Annotated in this window: 19 protein-coding genes; 8 read left to right on the top strand and 11 right to left on the bottom strand. The window is 69.9% G+C overall.

Annotation, left to right across the window (positions count from 1 at the left end):
• Positions 1-303: 303 nt before the first annotated feature.
• Together SSPN_RS0110470 and SSPN_RS0110465 are read right to left on the bottom strand one after the other, a co-directional pair.
• On the bottom strand, positions 304-723 hold the full coding sequence (locus SSPN_RS0110470; protein WP_010694290.1) for a DUF4288 domain-containing protein: 420 nt from the start codon (positions 721-723) through the stop codon (positions 304-306).
• A 12-nt stretch (positions 724-735) separates the two neighbouring features.
• A complete protein-coding gene (locus tag SSPN_RS0110465) occupies positions 736-2250 on the bottom strand; it encodes an ATP-dependent DNA ligase (protein WP_010694288.1) in 1515 nt (504 codons plus the stop codon).
• On the opposite strand from SSPN_RS0110465, the gene SSPN_RS0110460 reads away from it, so the two are divergent.
• On the top strand, positions 2249-2548 hold the full coding sequence (locus SSPN_RS0110460) for a hypothetical protein (RefSeq protein ID WP_010694286.1): 300 nt from the start codon (positions 2249-2251) through the stop codon (positions 2546-2548). The two genes, SSPN_RS0110465 and SSPN_RS0110460, sit on opposite strands and share 2 nt — an antisense overlap.
• A gap of 57 nt (positions 2549-2605) precedes the next feature.
• Here the strand turns inward: SSPN_RS0110460 and SSPN_RS0110455 are convergent, their stop codons facing one another.
• Both SSPN_RS0110455 and SSPN_RS0110450 read right to left on the bottom strand, forming a co-directional pair.
• Positions 2606-3994 (bottom strand): class II fumarate hydratase, encoded by a 1389-nt coding sequence (locus tag SSPN_RS0110455; RefSeq protein WP_029535190.1) that lies wholly within the window; start codon positions 3992-3994, stop codon positions 2606-2608.
• Between the two features lie 207 nt (positions 3995-4201).
• Positions 4202-4963 (bottom strand): S1 family peptidase, encoded by a 762-nt coding sequence (locus SSPN_RS0110450; protein WP_010694282.1) that lies wholly within the window; start codon positions 4961-4963, stop codon positions 4202-4204.
• 195 nt (positions 4964-5158) lie between these two features.
• On the opposite strand from SSPN_RS0110450, the gene SSPN_RS0110445 reads away from it, so the two are divergent.
• On the top strand, positions 5159-6139 hold the full coding sequence (locus SSPN_RS0110445) for an NAD(P)/FAD-dependent oxidoreductase (protein WP_010694279.1): 981 nt from the start codon (positions 5159-5161) through the stop codon (positions 6137-6139).
• A gap of 282 nt (positions 6140-6421) precedes the next feature.
• Here SSPN_RS0110445 and glpX read toward each other — a convergent pair whose 3' ends face one another.
• Positions 6422-7456 carry a class II fructose-bisphosphatase gene (glpX, locus tag SSPN_RS0110440; RefSeq protein WP_029535188.1) on the bottom strand — a complete coding sequence of 345 codons (1035 nt, stop codon included), beginning with the start codon at positions 7454-7456 and terminating at the stop codon, positions 6422-6424.
• 179 nt (positions 7457-7635) lie between these two features.
• On the opposite strand from glpX, the gene SSPN_RS0110435 reads away from it, so the two are divergent.
• The gene (locus SSPN_RS0110435; protein WP_010694275.1) at positions 7636-8229 is read left to right on the top strand and encodes a DUF4245 domain-containing protein; all 594 of its coding nucleotides are present in this window, start codon (positions 7636-7638) and stop codon (positions 8227-8229) included.
• A gap of 126 nt (positions 8230-8355) precedes the next feature.
• Here the strand turns inward: SSPN_RS0110435 and SSPN_RS0110430 are convergent, their stop codons facing one another.
• The 4 genes from SSPN_RS0110430 to SSPN_RS0110410 form a co-directional block, all read right to left on the bottom strand.
• Positions 8356-8571: an exodeoxyribonuclease VII small subunit gene (locus SSPN_RS0110430; RefSeq protein WP_029535186.1), complete on the bottom strand. Its 216-nt coding sequence runs from the start codon at positions 8569-8571 to the stop codon at positions 8356-8358.
• 35 nt (positions 8572-8606) lie between these two features.
• On the bottom strand, positions 8607-9026 hold the full coding sequence (locus SSPN_RS0110425; RefSeq protein WP_044573754.1) for a hypothetical protein: 420 nt from the start codon (positions 9024-9026) through the stop codon (positions 8607-8609).
• Positions 9027-9039: 13 nt separating this feature from the next.
• Positions 9040-10266, bottom strand: a complete 1227-nt coding sequence (gene xseA, locus SSPN_RS0110420) for an exodeoxyribonuclease VII large subunit (RefSeq protein WP_029535185.1) — start codon at positions 10264-10266, stop codon at positions 9040-9042.
• Between the two features lie 114 nt (positions 10267-10380).
• The gene (locus SSPN_RS0110410) at positions 10381-10827 is read right to left on the bottom strand and encodes a lipid droplet-associated protein (RefSeq protein ID WP_029535184.1); all 447 of its coding nucleotides are present in this window, start codon (positions 10825-10827) and stop codon (positions 10381-10383) included.
• Positions 10828-11011: 184 nt separating this feature from the next.
• Between SSPN_RS0110410 and SSPN_RS0110405 the strand changes: the two genes are divergently transcribed.
• The gene (locus SSPN_RS0110405; RefSeq protein ID WP_010694264.1) at positions 11012-12031 is read left to right on the top strand and encodes a 4-hydroxy-3-methylbut-2-enyl diphosphate reductase; all 1020 of its coding nucleotides are present in this window, start codon (positions 11012-11014) and stop codon (positions 12029-12031) included.
• 119 nt (positions 12032-12150) lie between these two features.
• Here the strand turns inward: SSPN_RS0110405 and SSPN_RS48780 are convergent, their stop codons facing one another.
• Positions 12151-12987 carry a DUF6542 domain-containing protein gene (locus tag SSPN_RS48780; RefSeq protein ID WP_148271943.1) on the bottom strand — a complete coding sequence of 279 codons (837 nt, stop codon included), beginning with the start codon at positions 12985-12987 and terminating at the stop codon, positions 12151-12153.
• A 330-nt stretch (positions 12988-13317) separates the two neighbouring features.
• On the opposite strand from SSPN_RS48780, the gene SSPN_RS0110395 reads away from it, so the two are divergent.
• From SSPN_RS0110395 to SSPN_RS43325, 4 genes are all read left to right on the top strand, one after another.
• On the top strand, positions 13318-14910 hold the full coding sequence (locus SSPN_RS0110395; protein ID WP_010694260.1) for a sugar ABC transporter ATP-binding protein: 1593 nt from the start codon (positions 13318-13320) through the stop codon (positions 14908-14910).
• Complete coding sequence (locus tag SSPN_RS0110390; RefSeq protein WP_010694259.1) at positions 14907-15950, top strand: ABC transporter permease; 1044 nt, start codon at positions 14907-14909, stop codon at positions 15948-15950. Before SSPN_RS0110395 ends, SSPN_RS0110390 begins: the two co-directional genes overlap by 4 nt.
• 24 nt (positions 15951-15974) lie before the next feature.
• On the top strand, positions 15975-16979 hold the full coding sequence (locus SSPN_RS0110385) for a substrate-binding domain-containing protein (RefSeq protein WP_010694258.1): 1005 nt from the start codon (positions 15975-15977) through the stop codon (positions 16977-16979).
• A 416-nt stretch (positions 16980-17395) separates the two neighbouring features.
• Positions 17396-19927: a glycoside hydrolase family 172 protein gene (locus tag SSPN_RS43325; RefSeq protein WP_010694257.1), complete on the top strand. Its 2532-nt coding sequence runs from the start codon at positions 17396-17398 to the stop codon at positions 19925-19927.
• Here the strand turns inward: SSPN_RS43325 and SSPN_RS0110375 are convergent.
• A partial coding sequence (locus SSPN_RS0110375; protein WP_148271996.1) for a transposase occupies positions 19879-20251 on the bottom strand: 373 nt, incomplete at its 5' end. The two genes, SSPN_RS43325 and SSPN_RS0110375, sit on opposite strands and share 49 nt — an antisense overlap.

Raw genomic sequence — 20251 nt, 5'->3', positions numbered from 1 at the left:
CAGTGAAGCGTTCCGTCGCCTTGCTGAAGGCTATGCGGTACGCAGCGGATCTCCTCGGCGTCGGTGCCGGCGATGCCGCTGGTGGTGCGTAGACGCCGATGGTGAGGTCGCGGGACTCATCGACGTAGGCGTGGACGAACGCCCGCAGTAGTGAAGCGGGAAATGCAGTTCGGGTTCAAATCAGATACGCCCGGTGATGATCGCGAAGTTGGCGTCGCAATGTTCCTGTCGGCCAGGCGCTGTTGGGGTTACGGAGCACGCCGGGTGTGCCCGCTGTGTTGTGGGATCCTGGCCGCTGCGTTTTCAGGCTTCTTCTTCCGTTAGAGGTTCGAAGGAGCTGTATGCCTGGTAATTGCGGAAGAATCGGCCGTAGAGTTCCGTGCCGTCGTCGAAGGTGGCGTCTTCGAGGGGTTTCACCTCGATGATCTGCTTCAGCTTCCAGCTGATCAGTTCGTGGTTCTCGTTCTGGTAGCTGGTTTCCTGCTGCTTGCCGTGCTCGGCCGCCTTTTCCTTGGCCTCTCCTTCAGATTCCGCCTTGAGCAGCACGAAGGATTCCTCGTAGAGCGGCTGGTGGCCGGCCGCGTCCGAAGTGGCCTCCAGGACCAGGACCGCGACGTAGTAGTCCAGCTCGATCGCGCCCGCGTCCGCCCGGTACTCGCGCGGGTCGATGGTGCCTGGTCCGATGTTGATCGAGCCGATCGCGTCGAAGTCGTTACCGCTCATGCTGTCAGGATCTCACCCGCCCGGCAGCATGGCGCGAACCGCCTCGATGCTGTCGGCCGACGCGGCGTCCTTGTCGGGCCGGTAGCGCAGGACGCGGGCGAATCGCAGCGCGACGCCGCCGGGGTAGCGGGTGCTGGTCTGCACGCCGTCCAGTTCGATCTCCACGACGAGTTCGGGCACGATGTGGACGGTCCAGTCGTTGCGGTGGGTCTCGCGGCGCTGGAACTCCGCGGTCTGCCAGGCCAGCAGCTCGTCGGTGAGGCCCTTGAACGTCTTGCCGACCATGATCGGCGGGCCGCCGTCGGGGTCCCGCGCGCCCAGGTGCAGGTTGGACAGGTACCCGCGACGGCGGCCGTGGCCCCACTCGGCGGCGAGCACGACCAGGTCGAGGGTGTGCTCTGGCTTGACCTTGCGCCAGGACCGGCCGCGCCGCCCCGCCGCGTACACCGAGTCCAGCGCCTTCACCATGACGCCTTCGTGCCCGGCGTCCAGCGCTTCGTCGAACAGTTCCGCCGCGCGTTCCGCCGACGGCGACAGGGCCGCCGGAATCCGGTGCTGCGGTGCGATTCGTTCCAGCGCGTCGAGGCGGTACTGCAGCGGCCGGTCCAGCAGGTCTTCGCCGTCGACGTGCAGGCAGTCGAAGAAGTACGGGTGCAGCAGGAGATCGCGCGAGTTCTGGGCGCCGAACCGGCCCATAGTCTCCTGGAACGGCCGGGGGCGCCCGGCGTCATCGAGCGCGAGCGTCTCGCCGTCCAGCACCACTGCCCGGCAGTTCAGGCCTCGCACCAGCTCGACGAGTTCCGGCACGTTGCGGGTGATTTCGCGGAGCGTGCGGGTATAGACGTGTACCTCGTCGACGTCGCGGTGCACCTGGATGCGCGCACCGTCCAATTTGTACTCGACGCTGACTTCGCCGAGTTCGTCGAGCGCCGTGCCCAGGGATTCGGCGGGCGAAGCCAGCATCGGACGGACGGGCCGCCCCACCTCCAGGCGGAATTCGGCGAGCGCCGGTTCACCGCCGCGCAGCGCGGCCTCGGCGGTCGCGGGCAGCCGGCCGGAGAGCATGAAAGCCCGCCGCACGGCCTCGGCCGGGACCTCGCCCGCCGCGGCGATGGCCTCGACCATGACGCCTTCCAGCGCGCCCTGCCGGAGCTCGCCGCCGAAGAGCCGCACCAGGAACTCCTGCTCACCACCGGTCGCCTTGCCGAGCAGGCCGGTCAACGCCTCGGCCCGGCGCTTTCCCGAACCGGCGCCACTGATCAGCCGCACCGCGTCGATCGCCGAGTCGACATCGATGATCGTCAGCGCGGGCTCGGGTGCGGGTTCGACGTCCAGCGCGGCCAGCGTCGACCAGCCCACCCCGGCCCGGCCGCCGGGCAGCTCACCGGCCAGCAGCGCCGTCGCCGGGCGGACCTCCTCGGCGTCGAGCCGCGCGAGCAGCCCAGCGATCGCCTCGGTCTTCGCCTTGCGGGAACGCGTCGCCGAGACCTCTCGCGAGGTCGTCACCAAATCCGCGAGCAGCACCATGCGCTCATGGTGCGCACTGCCCCCGACAACCCGCACCCGCGCCGCACCGACCGGGCATTTCGAGATCGCCCGGAACCCGATGTGCGAAAGCGTTCGTCCCGCCCAGCCGGTCGGCCCGCTCAACGCCGCCGAGCTGGAGCAGGAGGTCGACGGGATCCGGCCGTCCGGGTACCTGCCGATCGGCCAGGCGCTGCGCGCGACCGCCGAAGCGCTGCCGGCGGAATGTCCGCGCTCCAACGTCCTATCTCTGATCCTGTTGCAGCGCAAGCGAAAGGCGGCAGCGCCGACGCCGCAGTAGCACTGAGGGAGTCGGGACGAGCCCGGGCCGGGCTCGTCCCGTCCTGCAACGGAGCCGTCAGCCGCCCTTGGCCATGCGGAGCACGTCAAGCGCCTCGTCGAGCTGCTCAAGGGTGAGCTTGCCCGAGTCGACGTAGCCGCGTTCCAGGACCACCTCGCGGATCGTCTTGCGCTCCTTGAGGGCCTGCTTGGCGACGGCGGCCGCCTCCTCGTAGCCGATGTAGCGGTTCAGCGGCGTGACGATCGACGGCGAACCCTCGGCGTAGGCGCGGGCCTGCTCGACGTTGACCTGCACGCCGGCGAACACCTTGTCGGCCAGCAGCCGCGACACGGCGGCCAGCAGCCGCGCGGATTCCAGCACGTTGCGCGCGATCACCGGCAGCATCACGTTGAGCTGGAAGTTGCCCTGCGAACCGGCGAACGCCACCGCCGCGTCGTTGCCGATCACCTGCGCCACCACCTGCAGGGTGGCCTCCGGGATGACCGGGTTGACCTTGCCCGGCATGATCGACGAGCCCGGCTGCAGGTCCGGCAGCGCCAGCTCGGCCAGCCCGGTGCGCGGGCCGGAGCCCAGCCAGCGCAGGTCGTTGGCGATCTTGGTCAGGCTAACCGCGACGGTGCGCAGGTCGCCGGAGATCTCCACCACCGAGTCCTGCGCGGCCTGCGCCTCGAAGTGGTCGCGGGCTTCGGTCAGCGGCAGGCCGGTGATCCCGGCCAGTTCCGCGGCGACCGCCGCGCCGAAGCCGGTGGGCGCGTTGAGGCCCGACCCGACCGCGGTGCCGCCGATCGGCAGTTCGCCGAGCCGCGGCAGGCCGCCCCGCAGCCGCTCGATCCCGTAGCGCACCTGCGAGGCCCACGCGCCGGCCTCCTGGGCCAGCGTGATCGGCACCGCGTCCATCAGGTGCGTGCGGCCGGACTTGACCACCTCGGTCCACTGCGCGGCACGGCCCTCGATGGTCGTGGCGAGGTGCTCCAGCGCCGGGATGACGTCGGTGAGCACTGCTTCGGTGGCCGCGACGTGAATGGTCGTCGGGAAGGTGTCGTTGGACGACTGCGAGGCGTTGACGTGGTCGTTGGGGTGCACGTCGCGGCCGAGCCGCCGGGACGCCAGGGTCGCGATGACCTCGTTGGCGTTCATGTTCGACGACGTGCCGGAGCCGGTCTGGAACACGTCGATCGGGAAGTGCGCGTCGTGGGCGCCCTCGGCGACCTCGTCGGCCGCCACGGCGATCGCCTCCGCCACGTCGGCGCCCAGCACCCCGAGCCGGCCGTTGACCCGAGCCGCCGCGGCCTTCAGCAGACCTAACGCGCGGATCTGCGCGCGCTCCAAGCCCCGGCCGGAGATCGGGAAGTTCTCCACGGCTCGCTGGGTCTGCGCCCGGTACAGGGCGTCGGCGGGCACCCGCACTTCGCCCATCGTGTCGTGTTCGATCCGGTATTCAGCCATGCCGAAAGTGTCCCGCCGAAAGGTGCTCGCGGTCAGCGTGGCCCGCCCCACTCGGCGGTGGATCTGTGGCCGGGCGCACGCGAGAAGTCCGCACTAGACCGATGAAGGCGCCTGATCTCGCACCCCCCGACGGTCACCGGCGGGTGAAGCGCCAGGGGCGCGCTTTGCCGAGCAACTTGGCAAAGCGCGCCCCTCACGCGGAAAAGATCAGCCGATGGTGGCCTTGATCCAGTCCCTGTAGGCCGTTGCGTCGGTGTAGATCGACGGAGCCGTGCCGCAGACCGGGATCAAGCTGCCGATGCGGCTGGTGACGCCGGTCAGCTTCCAGTCGCCCGGCTGGCCCTCCAGCTGCGGGCCGCCCGAGTCGCCGAAGCACGCGTTGGCCAGCAGCTCGTTGCTGCCGGTGCAGATCTCGGTCGCGCCGTCGGTCGCGCTCAGCGCGCACTGGCCGTCGGGCACCACCTTGGTCTCGAGCTCCTGCAGCTGCGCGGGCGGTTCACCGCACCCGCGGACCTGGCAGGTCACGCCCCAGCCGATGATCCGCGACGGGGTGCCGGCCTCCCCGGAGGCGTCGGCGATCTCGACGGGCGTCTCCGGCACCGCGCGGTCCAGCTTCAGCAGCGCGATGTCGCCGTTGGGGTTCTTGGTGGCGTAGTCCGGGTGCACCACGATCTCGGACACGCCGGCCTCGGTGCCGCCGGTGGTGTGGTCCGGGCTGCCGATCCGCAGGCCGAGGCCGGCTGGCGCGGCGTCCTGGACGCAGTGCGCGGCGGTGAGCACCCACTGCTGGTGGATCAGGGAAGCCCCGCAGCTGTGTTTCCCGGCACGCTGCAGCGATGCCATCCAGTCGTACTGCTCCGTGGCGTCGTGCCCGCCGACGATCAGCGCGCCCGGGTTGTTGATCGCGTTCGCGGTCGCGGGCAGCATCCCGATGCTCAGCGCTGCGGCCGCGACGGCTCCGAGCAGCATGGATGTCCTCTTCACGAAGTCCTCCCCGACGTGATCCCCTTTTCGGTGAACGTAAGCGGGCGGTGCTTGGACGGGTACCGCCAACTGCGGCGGCGAATTCAGCGTTCTGGCGCATCGCGCGCCGATGATGCGGACATCGCGGACCTGTCCCGCTAGCCTGGGTGTGTCCACACGGTCGACGACGAGGTGGTGGGCATGACCGCGGTGTCGCATGAGGTCGATCTGCTGATCGTGGGCGCGGGCCCGACCGGTTTGTTCGCCGCCTACTACGCGGGATTCCGCGGGATGTCCGTGGCGGTGGTCGACGCGCTGCCCGAGCCCGGCGGCCAGGTGACCGCGATGTACCCGGAGAAGATGATCTTCGATGTGGCCGGGTTCCCCGAGGTCCGTGGCCGCGATCTGGTTGCCGCGCTGGTGAAGCAGGCCGGTCAGTACGACCCCGCCTACCTGCTCGGCAGGCCCGCCACCGAACTGTCCGATGTGGATGGCGGGCTGCTCGTCGAGGTCGGCGACGGCGCGGTCCGGGCCGGCGCGGTGCTGGTCACAGCCGGGATCGGCGAGTTCACCCCCCGGCCGCTGCCCGCCGGTGGCGACTGGGTCGGCCGCGGCGTCGTGCACTTCATCCCGGAACTGGCCGTGCACAGTGGACACGACGTGGTGGTCGTCGGCGGCGGCGACTCCGCGTTCGACTGGGCGCTGGCGCTGCACCCGGTGGCCCGCAGCGTGACCCTGGTGCACCGCCGCACCCGGTTCCGCGCGCACCCCGGCCTGGTCAGCAAGGTCGAAGACCTGGGCGTTCCGCTGATCACCCCGGCCGAGGTCGTGGAGATGCGCGGCGACGAGACCGGGCTGCACGAGGTGGAGATCGAACTCGGCGGCGAGCAGCGGCGGGTACTGCCGGCGCAGACGGTGGTGGCCGCGCTCGGGTTCACCGCCGATCTGGGGCCGATCGAGAAGTGGGGCCTGGACCTGGAGAAGCGCGCGATCCTGGTGGACAGCACGATGCGGACCAGCCGGCCGCGGGTGTACGCGGCGGGGGACGTCGCGGCCTATCCAGGCAAGGTCAAGCTGATCGCCACCGGGTTCGGCGAGGCGGCGACGGCCGTCAACAACATCGCCGTGGCCCTCAACCCGGACGCGCACCTGTTCCCCGGCCACTCCTCGAACATGAGCTGACGAATCAGCCGGGCACGGCGCGGTTTCGGAAATCGCGCCGTGCCCGGCTGATCCTGGTCGCCGGGTCGGGTGGTTTGGGCGGCGGAACCGCCCTGGAAACGCCCAGAACCGGCTTCCCGGGAGGCGTCCCCGGTGACTGCCAGTGCTGTCGGCAGACGCCCACCGGTCACCCGGGCGAGGTTCAGCCGACGGTGTTCCGGTTGCCCCAGTCCGCGTAGGCGACGACGTCGGTGTAGATCGACGGGCCGGTGGCGGACAAATTTCCCGGTCGAACCGCTCCGGTCAGGGCAGCAGGCCGTGCGGCGCGGTGTCGTTCTCGCCGAAGTCCACATCGGCGTATTCGCGCAGCTTCGACAGCTTGTGCTGGGCCTCGATCACCCGGACCGTGCCGGACTTCGAGCGCATCACGATCGACTGCGTGGTGCACCGGCTTGCGCGGTAGTGCACGCCCTTGAGCAGCGCGCCGTCGGTGATCCCGGTGGCGCAGAAGAACATGTTGTCGCCGCGCACCAGGTTCGAAGTGGTCAGCACCTGGTTCGCGTCGTGCCCGGCGTCGCGCAGCTTCGCCCGCTCGGCGTCGTCGCGCGGCCACAGCCGCGCCTGGATCTCGCCGCCGAGGCACTTCAACGCGCACGCGGCGATGATGCCCTCCGGGGTGCCGCCGATGCCCAGCAGCATGTCGACGCCGCTGTCCGGCCGCGCCGCCGCGATCGCCCCGGCGACGTCGCCGTCGGAGATGAACTGGATGCGCGCGCCCGCCGCGCGGACGTCCTTGACGATCTGCTCGTGCCGCGGGCGGTCCAGGATGCACACCGTGACGTCGGAGACGTCGATGTGCTTGGCCTTGGCGACCCGGCGGATGTTCTCCGCGATCGGGGCGCTGAGGTCCACGACCCCGGCGGCCTCCGGGCCGACGGCCATCTTCTCCATGTAGAACACCGCGGACGGGTCGAACATGGTGCCGCGCTCGGACACCGCCAGCACCGCCAGCGCGTTCGGCATGCCCTTGCTGAGCAGCGTGGTCCCGTCGATCGGGTCGACCGCGACGTCGCACTCCGGGCCTTCGCCGTTGCCGACCTGCTCCCCGTTGTAGAGCATCGGGGCTTCGTCCTTCTCGCCCTCGCCGATGACCACGACGCCCCGCATCGACACGGTCCCGATGAGCTTGCGCATCGCATCCACTGCGGCGCCGTCGCCGGCGTTCTTGTCGCCGCGGCCGACCCAGCGGCCAGCGGCCATCGCGGCGGCCTCGGTCACGCGGACCAGTTCCATCGCCAGGTTGCGGTCCGGTGCTTCGCGGTGTCGTTCGGTGCTCATCGCGCCTCCCGGTGGTGAGCGTTCTTCAGGTTGCACTGCCCGAGACCGGCGGGATCCAGGCCCGCGCTCAGGCTCGTTGCCTTCGATCTTCGCAGATCGGCGAGTCTGCCGGAGCTCTCCCGTGGGGCAGCCCACTCCTGTTCGGCCGCCCGGCGGAACCCTGGCCTGGCGGTGAGAGCATGTGCGTCGTGGCCGAACCCCGCAACCAGCAGCCCACCGCGTCCCGTCCGCCCCGGACCGTGTCGGCGATGGTGTTCGCCCTCCTGCCGATGGTCCTGGTGGCATTCGGGATCGCCGGGATGGCGGGGCAGTGCTCGTTCAACCCCGGTGGTCCGTCGATCCAGGGCGGCCCGGTGCCGACCGTCGACGTTCCGGCCGAGCTGAAGCGCGCGGCCGCGAGGGTGGAGTTCCCGGTCATCGAGCCGAACCTGCCGGCGAACTGGCGGGCCAACGCGGCGAACGTGACCACGCTCGCCTCCCACGCGCAGGTCGTGCGCGTGGGGTGGTTGACCGGCGGGGGCCGGTACCTGCGGTTGGCACAGTCGACGGCAGCCGAGGACGAGCTGGTCGAGAGCGAGACGCGGCAGGCGCCACACGCCCGGGGCGCCGTCGACGCCGCTGGGCGGCAGTGGGTGGTCTACGACAGCGTGCGCGGCGAGCAGGCCTGGGTGGCGGAGCGCGACGGAGTCCGGCTGCTGATCACCGGCAACTCCGATGAGGCCGAATTCCGAACCCTCGCCGAAGCCGCCATCGCCGCCCCACCCGGTACCTGACCGGTCGCAGTTCCAAGCGGCTACGCCCCCGTGGTGCATCGCATCCAGGGTCCAGGGTCCAGGGTCCAGGGTCCGAAGTTTCAATTGAAACTGTGCACCGGGAGAGCGCGGGGTGCAGTCGGCGGGTCAGTCCTGCTCGACGGCGGCGAGGGCGCGCTCGACGCGCTCGCGGGCGCCCGCGAGGTGCCGCTCGCAGACCGCGGCCAGGGCCTCGCCGCGCTCCCACAGCGCCAGCGAGTCCTCCAGCGAAAGCCCGCCGGCCTCCAACTGCTTGACCACCTCGGCCAGCTGGTCGCGGGCCTGCTCGTAGCCGAGCTCGGCGACCTCGGGGTGCTCTGCCACCGGGTCGAAGTGCTCGTCCTGCTGCTCGTTCGCGGTCACGGGGTCGGACTCTCCACGTTGCTCTGTACGGACACCACCGCAGTGGCGATCGCCTGGTCATAGCCGACGAACGCCTCGGCGAACTCGGCACCGTCGCCTTCCCGCACCGCGTCGTTGATGCGCAACTGCGCCTCCGCGACCCTACGTCGATGCGGGGAGACCGCCCACCACCCGGCCCCCACGTACCCGGAAGTGGCTTCGGCGAGCGCGCGCAGCCGGGACGGCAGGTCCTTGCGCTCGGCGGATTGGCATCCGCCCAGCAGCGCGGCCCAGCATCCGGCCGCAGCGGAATCGGCCGCTTCGGCGCAGCGGCGCACCTCGCCGACCCGTTCCCGCAGCAGTGCTGAACCGGTGGCCGCCGACTGCGCGACGCCAACGGTCAGGGGGAGGAACGATGGTTCCTGCTTCGGGTGCACTTTCTTGTCCTGTTCAACCTGCTCGGTCCGGTACGACTGCCTGGATCGCACCGTCAACGACCCGCACCCGCAAACGAGTTCCCGCCGGCGCCTCGTCGACCGACCGGAGGACCCCGTCCACGCCGTCCTCGACTCGCTGCACGATTGCGTATCCACGAGCCAGGGTGGCCGCCGGCCCCAAGGTCGTCAAGCGAGATCGAGTGGCGGTCAATGCGTGTCGTTCGGTGTTCAACGCGGCGGTCACCGCGCGGCGGGCGCGGTCGCGCAGTTGCCCGACCTGCTCGGCGCGCCGTTCCAGCGGCCCGAACGGGTCGGCCAGCACCGGTCGGCTGCGCAGCGCGTCGAGCAGTCGGCGCTCGCGGTCGACCCAGCCGTGCAGCGCGCGGCGGGCGCGGTCGCGCAACTGGTGGATCCGCTGCGTCTCCTCCGCCACATCGGGAACCACCCGCTTGCCAGCACCTGTCGGGGTGGAGCAGCGCACGTCGGCGACGTGATCGACCAGCGGTGAGTCCGGTTCGTGCCCGATGGCGCTGACCACCGGCGTCCGGCAGGCGGAGACCGCGCGGCACAACGCCTCGTCGGAGAACGGCAGCAGGTCCTCGACGCTGCCGCCACCGCGCGCCAGCACGATCACGTCTACCTCGGGCATCCGGTCCAGTTCCTGCAGGGCCGTCAGGATCTGCGGCACCGCGGTCGAACCCTGCACGGCGACGTTGCGGACCTCGAACTGCACCGCGGGCCAGCGCAGTTGCGCGTTGGTCAGCACGTCGTGCTCGGCGGCCGAGGCGCGGCCGGTGATCAGCCCGACCCGGTTCGGCAGGAATGGCAGCGGCCGCTTGCGCGCCGGGTCGAACAGGCCCTCGGCCTTCAGCAGCTGGCGGAGCCGTTCGATGCGCGCCAGCAGCTCGCCGATGCCGACGGCGCGGATCTCGTCGACCCGCAGGCTCAGCGTGCCCCGGCCGACGAAGAACGTCGGCTTGCCGTGCACCACGACCCGGCTGCCGTCGGTCAGCGGTGGCTCCATCTTGCGCAGCATCGCGGCGGCGCAGGTGAGCGTCAGCGACACGTCGGCGGACGGGTCGCGCAGCGTCAGGAACGCGGTGGCCGCGCCGGGGCGCAGGGAGATCTGGGTGATCTGCCCCTCCACCCAGATCGTGCCCAGCCGGTTGATCCAGTCGGCGATCTTGCGTGCGACGGTCCTTACCGGCCAGGGCTCCTCGGGGCTGGTCGGAGAACTCAGCGGTCACTCCTCGGTGCTTCACGGCCCTGGCCCGGCCCGCAGTTTCAATTGAAACTGCTCACCAGGCTCTCGGGGGGCCGCAGTTTCAATTGAAACTGCGGATGTCGTCTGGGGTCACTGGTTGCGCAGGCGGTCCAAGCGGTTCTGCAGCATCCGGAGGAACTCCGGGCGCCGACCGTGCTGCTGCTCGTGGGCGAGCAGTTCGGCAAGTTCCGCGTCGGTGAACGAGCGGAGCCTGCCCCGCAGCTGCGGCAGCGTCAGGTGATCGTAGTCCGACAGCACCGTCAGGTTCTCGGAGAGCACCTCGGGCTCGGTCGGCTCGTCCTCGTCGAAGGTCGCCCAGGCAGGCTGCTCCTCCGGGGTGCGCAGTCCGGCGAGGGCCTCGTCGCCCTTGATCGCCAGCTCGGTGATCTGCTGCTGGATCCGCATCGACGCCTGCAGCGCCTGGCTGGCCACGGTGACCGGCAAGCCGAGCAGGGTGGTCGGGAGCTGGCGCGCCTGCTCGACGGCGGTGGCCGCGAGTCCGGCGGCGACCCGCACCGGCAGGGGGAACGATGACATGGCCCCAGCCTGCCGCACTCCGGCCGTCGAAGCCATCACCCCGCGCCGCACGACTGTGATCTGAAGCAGCCGGAATCCGGACGGAGTCTGCGACTCCCGCAGGGGCCGCCAGTCGTACCGCCGCGCGAGGTGAGTCCGGCGACAGGTTCTGAACGTGCGTGGCCAGGTCCGTACCCTTGGGGGCATGACGACCTCGCCCGAGGCCACTGACCTCGTTGACCAGGACGCCGGGCCGACCAAGCGGGTACTGCTGGCCAAGCCGCGTGGGTACTGCGCAGGTGTCGACCGCGCGGTCATCACCGTCGAGAAGGCCCTGGAGACCTACGGTCCGCCGATCTACGTGCGCAAGGAGATCGTGCACAACCGGCACGTGGTGGACACGCTTTCCGAGCGCGGCGTGATCTTCGTGGACGAGACCGACGAGGTGCCGGAGGGCGCGCTCGTGGTGTTCTCCGCGCACGGCGTGTCGCCCGCGGTGCACGACGAGGCGGCGCAGCGGAACCTGCGCACCATCGACGCGACCTGCCCGCTGGTCACCAAGGTCCACAAGGAGGTCAACCGGTTCGCCCGCGAGGACTACGACATCCTGCTGATCGGCCACGAGGGCCACGAGGAGGTCGAGGGCACCGCCGGTGAGGCCCCCGACCGCGTGCAGCTGGTCGACAAGGCGGAGGACGTCGACAAGGTCGAGGTCCGTGACCCGAGCAAGGTCGTGTGGCTGTCGCAGACCACGCTCAGCGTGGACGAGACGATGGAGCGGGTGGACCAGCTCAAGGAGCGCTTCCCGGATCTGCAGGCACCGCCGAGCGACGACATCTGCTACGCGACCTCCAACCGGCAGTACGCGGTGAAGGCGATGGCGCCGGAGTGCGATCTGGTGATCGTCGTCGGCTCGCAGAACTCCTCGAACTCCAAGCGCCTGGTCGAGGTCGCCCTGCAGGCGGGCGCGTCCGACGCGCACCTCGTGGACTACGCGAACCAGATCGACGAGGCCTGGTTGGACGGCGTCACGACCGTGGGCGTGACCAGCGGCGCGTCGGTGCCGGACGTGCTGGTGCTGCAAGTGCTTGATCACCTCGCCGAGCGCGGCTGGAACCAGGTGGACGAGGTCACCACGGCCAACGAGAAGATCTCGTTCGCGCTGCCGCGAGAGCTCCGCAAGGACCTCGACGACAACCCGGACAAGCCCAAGGGCGTCCGCTGAGCGGCTGACGGAAAAAGTGCATCCGCGCCGCGCGGATGCACTTTTACCTGCCAACTGGCCGACATCGTCCCAGCTCAGCGACCGTGATCGCGCCTGTGTGCGATGGCGCCTGAAAGCGCTCACGGCCCTGACGGGCCGCGCGCCCGGCTGCGCTTACCCGAACCGCTCGTCCCGTCGCGGCCGACGGGGTCGCCGGGGCGGCTCCCCCTGCGGCGGCTCCGCCGCTCGCGGCCGCCCCGCCCGGGCGCCTGTCGCGGGATTGAGCCCCGCCGCGGCGGCACCGCGCGGCCGTCTCGCTCCGGCCACGGCTCGGCTGCTCCGCGCGCCCTGCCAGGCGCGTCGCCCCTCGCCTTGTTGGGCGTGTCGCCACTGCGCGCCCTCCCAGGGGCTTGGGCCCGCCCGCGCTCCGCTTGGGCTCGCTGCGGGCGTCCTGCGGGTTCGGCGCGGGGTTTCCTACCGCGCTCCCGATCTCGCTCCTCCGGTCGCCGTTTATTGGCGGCGTCCTCCGCCGGCGTCTTGCGGGGCGGGGTGGGGCGGCGGCGCTTCTTGGTGGCTTCGTCGCTGTCGGCGATCTCGGTGCGGGACCGGGCCTTCTGGGTAACGAACATGCGGACCAGGCCGATGCCCAGGGCGACGATGGTTGCACCCGCCATGATCGGGAAGCTGCTGATCAGCGGTCGGGCGATGGCGAGCGCTTTGGCGGTGATCCCAGCACCGGCGGCCACCCCGCTGCCGGTGATCAGCACCAGCAGGGGCATGACGATCGTGAGCACGAGCGGCGGTTGGACCATCGGCCCGAACACGCTCCGACGTTTGACCAGCAGCACGGCCAGCACGCATCCGACGAAGAAGCAGGCCTTGAACAGGATGTCGGGTTGCGTCCAGATCAGGATGTCGACGACTGTTCCGATCGCGGTCGGGACGGCAGCCAACAGCACGGCTCCCCAGAGCGGCATGCCGTTGCCTCCGAAGGCGGAGCGCGTCGACCACTGGGAGGCGCCGTTGCTGGGGGGTGGGGCGCTCTGGCTATCGCGGATCGCGGTCACGAGTCCCAACGGTAACGGTCCAGTACCCCGGGCCGAGAGCCCTCTTCCGGAACTCGCCGGTTACTGCACGTTGGGTTACCGCTGCTGCCGGATGGCGTGATCGCTGCGTGATGTTCGTGCAGCCGAATGGATGCCCTGTCACTTGGCCAGGGGTGTGAACCTTGACACAACTGGCGTGACCATTTTAGCGTCCGGGCAATCGTTTTCTCACGATTCTCGAAGCGGCGTGACGGGGGTCCTATGAGCACGGCGCCACCGCTGGTCGAGATGACCGGCGTCACGAAACGTTACGGGGGTGTGTTGGCGTGCGACGGAGTGGACCTGACGGTCCGCGCCGGCGAGGTGCACGCGTTGCTGGGGGAGAACGGCGCGGGCAAGAGCACGCTGATGAAGGTGCTCTCCGGGGACGTCGCCGATCACTCCGGGGCGATCTCGATCGAGGGTCGCCCGGTGCAGTTCGGCAAGCCGGCCGACGCGCAGCACGCCGGGATCGCGATGATCCACCAGGAGCTGGACCTGGTGCCGGGGCTGAGCGTCGCGGAGAACCTCTACCTCGGCCGCGAGCTGCGCAACCGGTTCGGCGTGGTGGACCGCCGGAAGATGGCCTCGCGCACCCGAGAACTGCTGCGGCGCACCGGAATCGACCTGGATCCGCTGCGGCCGGTCGGCGAGCTGCGCATCGGCGAGCAGCAGCTGGTGACGATCGCCCGCGCCCTGTCGCTGGACGCGAAGGTGCTGATCATGGACGAGCCGACGTCGGCGCTGTCCAGCACCGAGGTGGAGCGGTTGTTCGCGGTGATCACCGAGTTGCGCCGCGGTGGCACCGGGATCGTCTACATCTCGCACCGGATGGACGAGATCGGCCAGGTCGCCGACCGCGCCACCGTGTTGCGCAACGGCCGCAAGGTCGCCGAGTTCGACGCCCGGAAGCTGACCGCGGAGCAGGCCGCGGAGGCGATGGTGGGCCGGTCGGTGCAGACGATGTTCCGGGCCGAGCGCGGCGCCGTCGGCGACGAGCTGCTGGCCCTGTCCGGATTCGCCGTCCGACCGCGCCGCCCGCGGGTGGGTCGCCGCGAACCCGACGGGATCGATCTGACCGTGCGCAGCGGGGAGATCGTCGGGCTGTGCGGGTTGCTCGGCTCAGGTCGCACCGAACTGCTGGAATCGCTGTTCGGGGCGGGGTCCTCCGGCACGTGGGAGGGGGAGGTGTCGCTGGGCGGGCATCCGGTGCGGCCGAGGGGTCCGCACCGGGCGTTGCGAGCGGGCATCGCCTTCGTGCCGGAGGACCGCAGGAGTTCGGGGCTGGTGCTCGACCATTCGGTGCTGGCCAACACGGTCCTCTCGGTGCTGGACCGGCTCGGCGTGGCCGGGCTGGTGCGCCGCCGCGCCGAGGTGTCTGCCACCGAGCGCAGCGTGCGGCAGCTCAAGGTCAAGCTCGGCCGGATCCTCGACCCGGTGGGCACCCTCTCCGGCGGCAACCAGCAGAAGGTCGTCTTCGGCCGGATGTTGTTGACGGAGCCGCGTTTGCTGCTGCTGGACGATCCAACCCGAGGCGTGGACATCGGTGCGAAGTCCGAGATCTACCAGCTGCTCGGCGAGATCGCCGGGCGCGGCATCGGGGTGCTGCTGGCGTCCTCGGAACTGCCCGAGCTGGTCGGCGTGTGCCACCGCGTGGTGGTGCTGCGCGCCGGGCGCAGCGTGGCCGAGTTCGACACCACCGAGGTCGGTGAAGCGGAATTGCTGGCGGCAGCTATGGGCGAAAGCGTGGCGGCCGGCGGGTCCGGGCCAGCGGTCGGTACCGGGCGGCAGAGCACTGGGGGAGGTGCGCGGTGAGCAACCAGACGGAGCAACGGCCCGCGGAATCCGGTGGGGGAGTGGCGGCTCCGGCGAAGCGGGCGAACGTCGTCGAGACGCTGTTCCGGTTCCAGAGCTTCTTCGGGCTGGTCGCGGTGTTCCTGGCGGCGGTGATCTTCTCGCCCCGCAACGACGGCCAGATCCTGTTCCTCACCAGCGACAACCTGTTCAACATCGTGCGCGCGGTGTCGGAGATCGGGATCATCGCGGTCGGTCTGACCTTCGTGATCCTCATCGGCGGCATCGACCTGTCGGTCGGCTCGGTACTCGGGTTGGCCGCGGTGGGGTCGGCCGTGCTGATGGTCGAGGACGGCTTCGGCGTGTGGACCGCGGTCGCGCTGGTGCTGCTCGCGGGCATCGCCTTCGGCCTGCTGCAGGGCACCGCCGTCGCGCTGCTCGGCGTGCAGGCCTTCATCGTCACCTTGGCGGGCTTGCAGATCGCGCGCGGCCTGGCGCGCATGTGGTCCGGCGGCGAGACGGTGCAGATCTCCTACGGTGACGGGCCCGGCCAGGCGCCGATGCTGTTCTCCCTGCTCGGGGAGCGGACTTTCGGTGGTGTGGTGCCGATTCCGGCGCTGATCTTCGCCGTGGTCGCGATCGTCGCGATCCTGTTCCTGCGCGGCAGCGCCTATTCCCGGCACCTCTACGCCATCGGAGGCAACGAGAAGGCCGCGCGGTTGTCCGGCGTGCCGGTGAACCGGGTCAAGATCATCGCTTTCGGCATCGCCGGGTTCTGCGCCGCGCTGGCAGGCATCGTGCACGCCGGTCAGCTGAATGCGGGGAGCCCAAACGACGGAATCGCCTACGAGCTCGACGGAATCGCCGCGGTGGTAGTCGGCGGCACCAACCTGGCCGGGGGCCGGGGCTCGGTGATCGGCACCATCGCCGGTGCCCTGCTGCTCGGCATCCTCAACAACATCCTCAGCCTGAACAGCGTCAACACCGACCTGCAACTCCTGATCAAGGGCCTGGTCATCGTCGCCGCGGCGGCGTTGCAGCGCCTGCGTCCCACGTCCTGAAACCTTCAGCCGGGAGGAAGCACGATGCGCAAGACGACGAAGTCCTTGATCGCAGTCACGTGCGCCGCGGCCGCCTTCGCCGCCGCCGGTTGTGGCACGACCAGCGAGAACTCCGGGCAGGTGCAGAACCAGGACCCGACCAAGAACTGCAAGGGCCCGAACGAGAAGTACACCATCGGCATGAGCCAGGCCAACCTCGCCGAGCCATACCGGGTCCGGATGGACGACGACATCCGCAAGGCCGCGGCGAAGGTGCCGCAGTTCGACGTCCAGTTCTCCGACGCGGCCAAGGACAATTCCAAGCAGATCAGCGACGTGGAGAACTTCCTGACCAAGCAGGTCGACCTGCTGATGATCTCGCCGAACGAAGCGGCGCCGCTGACCGACGTGGTGAAGAAGGCCTACAACAAGGGAATCCCGGTCGTGGTGCTGGACCGGAAGGTCGACGGGGAGGCCTTCACCACCTACGTCGGCGCGGACAACGTCCAGATCGGTCGGCAGGCCGGCGAGTACTTCAAGAACACGCTGCTGCCGGATGGCGGAAAGATCGTGCAGATCAAGGGCCTGTCCGGCTCGACCCCGGCCGCGGAGCGGGATCAGGGCTTCAAGGATGGCATCCAGGGCTCGAAGATCGAGATCGCGGCCACCGCCGACGGCGAGTGGGAGCGGTCGGTCGGCCAGCAGAAGATGGACGCGCTGCTCAAGGCGAACCCCGACATCAAGGCTGTCTACGCGCAGAACGACCCGATGGCCGAGGGCGCTTACCTAGCCGCCCAGGCGGCGGGCCGCAACGACCTGAAGTTCGTCGGCATCGACGGGCTGCCCATTCCTTCCGGCGGCATCAAGGCGGTCGAAGACGGCCGGTTGCAGGCCACCAACCTCTACCCGACCGGCGGTGCGGAAGCGGTCGAGGCGGCCAAGAAGCTGCTGATCGACTGCCAGCCGGTGCCCAAGACGCAGACCCTGGAGACCGAGCTGGTCACCAAGGACAACGCCGCGGACGTCTACGCCCGGTTGAACCAGGGCTGAACCGAATTCGCCGGCACTTAGCGAGTGGTCGTGGTCGCTTCGAGCGGCCGCGGCCACTCGCTGTCCCACGCATGCAAATAATGATGAGTTTTCGCAGCTATTGTGGATAGTTGCGTTCCCGGACCATTTCTGTTGCTGTCGCTTCGTTTGGCGCGAAAAGTCCCAATACACCTGGATGGTGGTTGTCGGAGCCCGCTGGCCCGGCAACCATCTCATTGAGTGAATTCAGGTCGCGGATTCTTAGACACCACTCCTAGTGGTTGGCTTCCCGGGGAGATCTTTCTTACGCTCCGCTCATTGCGCGAGTGATCTTTCACCCGGAGCCGGACGAAAATCCATCCAATCGCGCATCACCATCGGATACAGCGCCATTACTGTCCACAACGGACAGTGGTGTGCGGAGAGGGGCGAGCACGATGAGAGACCGCTCTGCAACGCCGCCGGGAAATGGTCGTCGGCGCGCCCGCCGGCTCGGTGCCTACCTCGGAATCGCTTCGCTGGCGGCTGCCGCCGTTGTCGCGGACGCCGGTTTCAGCTCCGTTCGCGCGAACGCGCAGCCGCCGACGGCATCCAGGGGACCGGTCGGTTGGGACACCTACCGCAACCTCGGCGCGATGGCGCAACTGCGCGGCGACGAGCAGTCGTTCCAGTTCTCCAGCTACGACCGGACCGGTGGGAACAACGACGGGTTTCATGGCACCTACTCGTGCATCCGGATCAGCTACCGCGGTTGCGTGATCGCCGAACACGACGGTGCCGGTGAGATCTCGTCCATCTGGTCCACCCGCGAACCCTGGGGCGATGTGACCGCGACGGGCAACATCGTGGTCGAACTCGACGGCCGGGTGGTGCTGGACGCGCCGCTGATCGACGTGGTCAGCGGGCGGATCGGCGCACCGTTCTCATGGCCGTTGGTGGCCAACGCCGACGATGCGGCCGGCGGGGTTTCCATCAAGGTGCCGATGCCGTACCGCAAGGGGATGCGGGTGACGGTGCAGCACAACCCGTACTTCTACCACGTCGACTACCGCGTCTTCCCCAACGCGGACGGCGTGCAGACCTTCAAGCGCAACGACCCCGCCACCGACGTGCTCGACCGGCTGCACCGCTTCGGCGTCGCCGACCCGAAGCCCGCCGCTTCTGGCGCCACCCCGACCCGCCGCGACTTCGACCTCGCACCCGGCGCCTCGACCACGATCGCCGAGCTCGCCGGACCGCAGCAGATCTCCCAGCTCCGGGTGCGGCTGCCCCAGGTGGCGGCCAGCCCGCAGGTGGTCGACGACGGCTACGCGTACGGGCAGGCCGGCGGCAGCCGGTTCACCATGCGGGTCGACCCGAACAACCAGGGCATCCGGCTGATCCGGCGGCACGACGCGCAAATCGCCGACCAGGTCGCCGACGTCTTCGTGGACGGTCGGCCGGTCGGGCAGTGGCGCAGCGGACCGGCCCGCCCCGGCCAGTGGGGCGTGGAGATCATCGAGGTGCCGGCCGCGGTGACCGCCGGGAAGTCGCAGGTGGAGATCGCCAACCGCTTCGTGTCGTCCTCCGTGGACGTCAACGAGTTCCGCTACGACGTGCACAGCCGGGTGGGCGGCGAGTGGGTGCGCACCGACGTGCTCGACCTCGGTCCGGCGCACCCCGGCGAGCAGAGCGCGCACGGCTACCGCATCGACAACCAGGTCTTCGCCCGGTTCAAGCTCACCGGCCGCTACCCCAGCGACCCCCGCCAGGTCGCGGCCTCCGACGAGCTGCTGGCCACCGCCCGGATCCGCATCAGCTTCGACGGGCAGACCACTGTGGACGCCCCGATCGGCGAGTTCTTCGGCACCGGCCTCGGCGAGTACGACGTGCGCGCCCTGATGAGCTCGGTCGACCCCGGGCTCGACGGCTGGTACACGTCCTGGTGGCCGATGCCGTTTTCGAAGAACGCCGTGGTCGAGGTGGTCAACGGCGGCGGGGTGCCGATCACCGGCGCGACCGCCGAGGTGACCAGCGCGCCAGCGCAGGTGGACGGCAACACCGGGTACTTCCACGCCACCCACCGGCAGGCGCAAACCGTGCCGGGCCAGGACTGGACGTTCCTGGACGCCCAGGGCGCGGGCACCTTCTACGGCGTCACGCACACCATGCGCGGCCTGATCCCACCGGGCGCGGCGCAGCGCAACAACCAGCCGCACTCCCTCCAGACCCTTGCGGTCAACCAGCGCAACTACCTGGAGGGCGACGAGCGGTTCTACGTCGACGGGTCCGCGGAACCGGCGTGGCACGGGACCGGCACCGAGGACTTCTACGAGTCCGGGTGGTATTTCCGGGACGGCACCACGTTCTCGATGCCGCAGAACGGCAACCCGTCGCACGAGATCGGCAACGACGGCTGCCAGTACGACTGCACCGGCGCTTACCGGATCATGGTCAACGACGCGGTGCCGTTCCGCACCGGCCTGCGCGCGGGGATCGAACACGGGCCGGTCAACGACGAGCCGGGCATCTACAGCTCGACGACGTACTGGTACGGGGGCCGCGTCCAGGGACGTCAGCTACCCCCCCCCCCCGCCCCCGCCGCTGCCGACGCAGCCACCGGAAACCCAGCCCAGCGCCACGCCGTCGGCACCCCGCCCCAGCGCTCCGCCGTCGGCGCCGGAAACCCGCCCCAGCGCCCCGCCGACCTCGACCGCCCCGTCGGAGTCCGGAACGTCGGAGGCGGGCACCCCGGACACCACCGGGCAGGACGACGGCGAGCAGCCCCCGGACATCCAGCAGGTGGTGGACGGCGTCATCCGCCAGCACCAGCGCAACGACTGATCCCGACCACGCGAGCGAACGGACCGTTCGCCCCTCCTCGCGAGGCGAACGGACCGTTCGCGCCGTCCAGTGAGGTGAACGGATGCTCCTATAGATGTCAAGCAAGGTCGTTTTGGGTGACTTGTGTGGTGGTCAGGGCGTGGTAGACCTCGCGGGCGACGAATCGTTTGAGGCAGCGCATGATCTCTTTCTTCGAGAGTCCTTCCTTGGTGCGGCGTTGGACGTAGGCGCGGGTGCGTTCGTCGTGGCGCATGCGGACCAGGACGATGGTGTGCAGGGCGTTGTTGGCGGCGCGGTCGCCGCCGCGGTTGAGGCGGTGGCGGTGGGTGCGGCCGGAGGACGCGGGGATCGGTGCGGCCGCGGTCAGGTGCGCGAACGCTGCTTCGGAGCGCATGCGTTCGGGGTTGTCCCCGGCGGAGGTCAGCAGCTGGCCGGCGGTTTCGGGGCCGACGCCGAACAGCTCCAGCAGT

Origin of the sequence: Saccharopolyspora spinosa NRRL 18395, from assembly GCF_000194155.1 — a bacterium.
In the GTDB taxonomy this organism is placed as follows: Bacteria; Actinomycetota; Actinomycetes; order Mycobacteriales; family Pseudonocardiaceae; genus Saccharopolyspora; species Saccharopolyspora spinosa.
Note: the sequence above shows the minus strand (reverse complement) of the source record. Positions and strands in the feature narration are given on the sequence as shown.